This is a genomic window from Anaerolineales bacterium (assembly GCA_022866145.1).
Lineage (GTDB): Bacteria > Chloroflexota > Anaerolineae > Anaerolineales > E44-bin32 > PFL42.
Window position 1 is genome coordinate 1 of record JALHUE010000230.1, and the last position, 5,102, is coordinate 5,102.

The window sequence follows — 5,102 nt, forward strand, 5'->3', positions numbered from 1 at the left end:
CTGTGCAGCTGCCTCTCGGCCCGGAAGGGATTCGACTCGGTTGTCTGGAGGACCGAGTCCGGGGAGGACCGGGAGATCGCCGGTCCCATCGGCGACCGCCCACGCAATCGAGGCGGGCCGTCTAGCGCGTGACGCGGAAGCTGGCGTGGGCCTCGGTGACCTCACCCAGTTGGCTCTCCACCTGGTCGACGTGTCCACCCGCCGGACCCCGGTGAAGGGCAGCCAGGAGTTGCTGCAAGGCTTCGGCCTGGCCTTGGGCCAGGACCTCAACCGAGCCGTTGGGCAGGTTGCGCGTCCAGCCCGTTAGGCCGAGCGCCGCCGCCCGGTCAAGGACGAAATAGCGATACCCGACGCCCTGGACTCGGCCATGGATCAGGGCGTGCAGTTCGTCGATCGGCTTGGGCATCGTGCCTCCAGGCGGCGCCAGGCTGGCGGTGCGGCTAGGCCCCGAGCAAGGCCAGGAGGGGCGTCAGCGTCAGCGGGCTGAGCAGGGTACTCACCAGCACGGCGCCTGCTACAAATCCTGGCTCGCTATCGAACTCGGTGGCAATGATGGTGTTGAGGACGGCCGTCGGCATCCCGGCCTCCAGGACCGCGACCTGGCCGGCCAGCGTGGGCAGACCGAATACGGGAACCAGCGCCCAGGCGATGGCTGGGCCGGCGATCAAGCGAAGCCCGGCCGACAGAGAGACCAGCCGGCGCTGTTGCGGCAGCCCGGCCTTGGCGATCTGCATCCCCAATAGCAGCAGCATGATCGGGACGGCGGAGACGGCGAGCAGCTCGATCGGCCGGGAAGCGAAGGCCGGGAGCTCGGCGCCGCTCCCGCGGACGAGCAGTGCCAGGGGGATGGCGTACAACGTGGGCACTTTGAGGAGCCCGAGGGCCGACTTCGCAGGCGAGGTCTTGCCGACACTGGCGATGTATACGCCGGCGGCATTGGCCAGCATGGAGCTCGTGAGGTAGAACATGCTCGCCCAGGCGAGGCCGGCCTGGCCAAAGGCGAGCCCGTTTACCGACAGCCCGTAGTTGCCGGCGTTCATGAAGGTCACGCTCAGGATGAATGCGGCGGCAAGACGTTCGGGCAAGCGCAGCGCCCGACTGATCAGGAAGCTGACGGCGCCCATGCAGCCGATGATGGCTGCCGCCAACAGCATCATTCGTCCGATGTCCCTAGCAGGGATCTCCGTCGTGAGCAGCAACTGGAATTGCAGGGCGGGCAAGGCGGCGTAGAAGGCGACCCGTGAGAGGGGGGCGGGGTCCAGGCGCAGGCCGCGCTGCAGGATGTAGCCAACGGCGGCGACGACCAGTACCGGGACCAGGTTCTCCGCAAACAGGTGCAGGAGCGTGGTCAAGCCTCGTCGCCCTCGTCTTCCAGGTCGTCATCCTCTCGGCTGTACCCCAGCATCTGTTCGGTTCCTTCGACAAACGCCAGATTCTCCAGGGCGCTGTCAATCAGCTCGGCATCTTCAGGGTAGTCGTTGCGGCGCAGGTAGTGTCGCAGCGCCTGGTACGCGGGTTTGCCGCCCACCTGACCCAACGACCACACGGCAGCCCGGCGGATTTCGGGGCTCGGGTCTTGGAGGAGTTCGACCAGTGGCCGGGTGGAGGGCTTGAGCTCGAGTTCGCCGCAGGCGCGCGCGGCTTCCAAACGCAGGGTGGGCGCAGGGTGTTGAAGCATCGGCAAGATGCGCTCGGCCCATTCGTCATTTGCCGAGCGTCCCATAGCGATGAGCGCAGAGGCGCGCCAGGCGTCTTGGTCGGATTCGAACGCCTGCTGGATGAGTCCGGCGGCCTCCGAGCGGGAGGAGTAGCCGAGGGACTCCACGCACGTCCGTCTGGCGGTGTCGTCCGGGCTGGTTACGGCGACAGACAGCAGCCCGGCCACGATCCGCTCGAGCTGCCCTTCCTCGAGTTGCGCTGGTTCTGCGAGCAACACGAAGTGTCCCAGGGCCCGGGCTGCGGCGCGCACCGGCTCGAGGGCTGGATCGGTGTGCAGGATCTGCAGCAGGCAGTCAGCAAGAGCCGGGTCCTCGCACTCCCAGAGATTGCGGATGGCTACGCTTCGAACGTGCGGATCAGGGTCAGTCAGCGCGGCCCGGTCGATGGCGTCGAAATTCAGCTCGATGCGCTCGTCTGCCAGACGTCCCATATGCTCCAGCAGCCGCAGGCGGCGTTCCTGCGGAAGGTCGGACCAGGCGGCAAGGAAGACCTGGCGCTCGACGGCACTCAAGTCGGAGAGGGTGGCGACCTGATCGGCGGAAAGCGGCGCCGATCCTTGGCGTAACCGGGCCAGGAGACCCTGGAAGCGCGTGGTCATCGACGTCTGCTAACGGGGGAGCGCAATCGGGTTGACGAAATCCTGGATGTTGACATACAGCATCAGGGCCAGAAGAAATGCGAATCCGATCGCATGCGCCAGGCCCTCGTAGCGCGGCGAGAGCCGGCGGCCAAAAATGGCCTCGAAGGCCACGAACATCAGGCGGCCGCCGTCAAGCGCCGGAATCGGCAGTAGGTTCGCCAGCGCCAGCCCGGTGCTGATCACGCCGACCAGCGTCAGGGTGAGGAACGGGCGCTGGGCGCTGCGGTCGACATCCCGAGCCCAAGCGAGCATATCGTGCATGCCCTTGAGGCCGGTGAGGCGGGCCTCCTCCGGGGCGACCTGGCCCTGGATCAGGCGTCCGGGAAGGTGAACGATCTCACGCAATTGCAGGCGGATGGACTCGATCCCCAAGCCGGCGGCCTCAGGCCAGGAAACGGCCCGGCGCGGATTGCCGGTCACGATGCCGATCGGCCCCTGACCTTCGGGGGGAGTGAGCCGGGGCGTAAGCTCAAACTTCAGCTGGCGCTCGGCGCGCTCGACGGTGATCGTCGCCGTTCTCCCCAACGACCCTGCGATTGCGCGCTGCAGGGTATCCAGGGAGGTGACGGGCTGGCCCTGGAATTCGATGATCACGTCTCCCGGTAGCAGCCCGGCGGCCTGCGCCGGGGAGGAGTCGGCGACGGTGGTGATCGAAGTCCGCTCGAAATCGGGCGCGGCAAAGCGGTAGGCCGCGGAGAAGGCGAGAAGTGCAATCAGGATGTTCGCCAGGGGTCCAGCAAGCAGGACGATGGCCCGCGTCCGCTTGCTGGCTGAGGCCAGGCCCCCTGGGAAATTGGGGTCATCCTCACCAGCCGGGCGGACGAAACCGCCCAGCGGGATGGCGTTGAGGGTGAAACGGGTACCGCCGGCCTGGAACAGCGTGGCCAAGCGCGGAGGGAACCCGATACCGAACTCATCCACCCGAACCCCCCTGGCGCGAGCGGCGACGAAATGGCCGAGTTCGTGTCCAAGGATCAGGGCGGCGAGAATCAAGACGAAGACTAGGAGATCAGGCATGCGGCAGCTTCTCTGCAGTTCGCGGGCGGATTATAACCCGGAAGGGTCGGGTTTATGGGCCGCGGAGGGTCGCTGGCGGCGAAGCAGGTCGCTAGCCCGGACGCGGGGAGCCATCGATCAGGCGTGCGCCGGCGCCGGGCTGCGCCCTCAGCACCCGCCGCACTCCGGGGATGGCGCTCAGCTCGGCCGCTACGAGCTCAGCCTGCTCTGGCTCACACAAACAGTGAACCGTTGGACCGGCGTCGATGGTGTAGCACACGGAGACCCCGTCCCGACGCATGCGCCCGACCAGCGCCATGACGGAGAGCGTCGGCGGCTGCCAGTAGGCCAGAGGCGGGGTGGACGTCAACATCACGGCGTGCATCATGTTGCTGTCCAGCTCCACGACCCGGGCCAGGCCCTCGAAGTCGCGCCGGTCGAGTGCCCGGCGGCAGGCGTTCAGTCGGCTTGGCGCGTCGTTCAGCCGCGCTTGTTGAAGAGGGCTGGTGGAAGCCAGCGCGTGGCCTTCGGTCGAGCCGACCGGCTTGTGTTGCTCATCGATCACGGCAACTAGATCCACCAGCGGCCAGTGCTCGGGAGGGTGCAGCGGCTGCGCCAGCGAAGTGTCATGGGTATCGCCGGCAATCCATTCGACGAATCCGCCATACACCGAGCGGCAGGCCGACCCGGAACCCAGGCGCGCCAGGCGCGAGAGGTCAGGCAGCGGCAGCTGCATTCCGGCTGCGCGGCTGCCAGCAAGAGCCAGCGCGGCAAAGGCGGCTGCGGAGGATGCGATCCCCGCCCCGACTGGGAAGTTCGTCTGGCTCTCGACGGCCGCAAACCGATCGAGCCCGGATAGCCGACGGATCGCGTCGAGGAACCTGCTGGTCCGCTCCCTGGCCCGGGCCTGGGCGGGCTGACCATTGAGGCGCAGCTGGTCTGCTTCCAGGCCCTCGTCGAAGGTGACCTCGATTTCCGTCATCAAGCCACCCAGGGTGATTGAGATCGATCCGCTGGCGGCAAGCCGGAGTGCGGCCTCGCCACGATTCCCCCAGTATTTGACCAGGGCGATATTGGGACTGGCCAGGGCACGGGCGCTGTGCATCAGAGGCCTAAGTGGGTCCTGTGGGCTGTTTGGGGGCCAGCAGCCCTCGGCGAGAGTCGAGGCGTTCCCCGGCCAGAGCAAACAACGCCCTTGAGGGCGTTGTGGCAGTGGGGTGGCTGACGGGTTTCGAACCCGCAACCCCTTGATCCACAGTCAAGTGCTCTGCCATTGAGCTACAGCCACCGCGGTTCGCGGCGGATTGTATCACGCAGGGGCGGGGCCTTCAATCGCGGCCCGAAGGAAGGCAGACGCTTCTTCCCGGCGGGGAGACGATTGCGCGCCGGTCGCCAGGTCCTTGATGCTGACCGTCCCGGCGGCAAGCTCGTCAGGGCCGACGAGTGCGACGAAACGGATGCGCAGGCGGTCGGCGTACTTGTACTGCCGCTGCAGCCTGTCGGCGTCCGGGAACCACTCAACGTTGATGCCCGCCGCCCGCAGTTCAGCCGCCAGGCGCATCGCCGACACGCGGGTGGCGGCGTCGAATGTTGCGACCATGACTTGCGATGGGCTGATCCGCAGTTCGGGAAGCACCCGAACCCCGGCCAGCACCAGGCCGAGGACCACATCGCCCATGGCGAAACCGACACCGCCCAGCGGCTCGCCGCCGACCTCGGCCACCAGGTTGTCGTAGCGCCCGCCGCC

Annotated in this window: 6 protein-coding genes and 1 tRNA gene; all 7 read right to left on the minus strand. The window is 67.4% G+C overall.

The annotated features are described in order from the left end of the window. Positions 1-121: 121 nt before the first annotated feature. A complete protein-coding gene (locus tag MUO23_07250; protein ID MCJ7512753.1) occupies positions 122-406 on the minus strand; it encodes an acylphosphatase in 285 nt (94 codons plus the stop codon). Between the two features lie 34 nt (positions 407-440). Further along, positions 441-1,352, minus strand: a complete 912-nt coding sequence (locus tag MUO23_07255) for an AEC family transporter (GenBank protein ID MCJ7512754.1) — start codon at positions 1,350-1,352, stop codon at positions 441-443. Then, on the minus strand, positions 1,349-2,317 hold the full coding sequence (locus MUO23_07260; protein ID MCJ7512755.1) for a HEAT repeat domain-containing protein: 969 nt from the start codon (positions 2,315-2,317) through the stop codon (positions 1,349-1,351). The genes MUO23_07255 and MUO23_07260 overlap by 4 nt, the downstream gene beginning before the upstream one ends. A 9-nt stretch (positions 2,318-2,326) precedes the next feature. Further along, positions 2,327-3,376, minus strand: a complete 1,050-nt coding sequence (locus MUO23_07265; protein MCJ7512756.1) for a M50 family metallopeptidase — start codon at positions 3,374-3,376, stop codon at positions 2,327-2,329. Between the two features lie 91 nt (positions 3,377-3,467). Then, the gene (mvaD, locus tag MUO23_07270) at positions 3,468-4,460 is read right to left on the minus strand and encodes a diphosphomevalonate decarboxylase (GenBank protein ID MCJ7512757.1); all 993 of its coding nucleotides are present in this window, start codon (positions 4,458-4,460) and stop codon (positions 3,468-3,470) included. Positions 4,461-4,568: 108 nt separating this feature from the next. Beyond that, positions 4,569-4,643 (minus strand) — tRNA-His (locus tag MUO23_07275). 21 nt (positions 4,644-4,664) lie between these two features. Further along, positions 4,665-5,102 (minus strand): His/Gly/Thr/Pro-type tRNA ligase C-terminal domain-containing protein (locus MUO23_07280; GenBank protein ID MCJ7512758.1); only part of this gene is annotated, 438 nt, incomplete at its 5' end.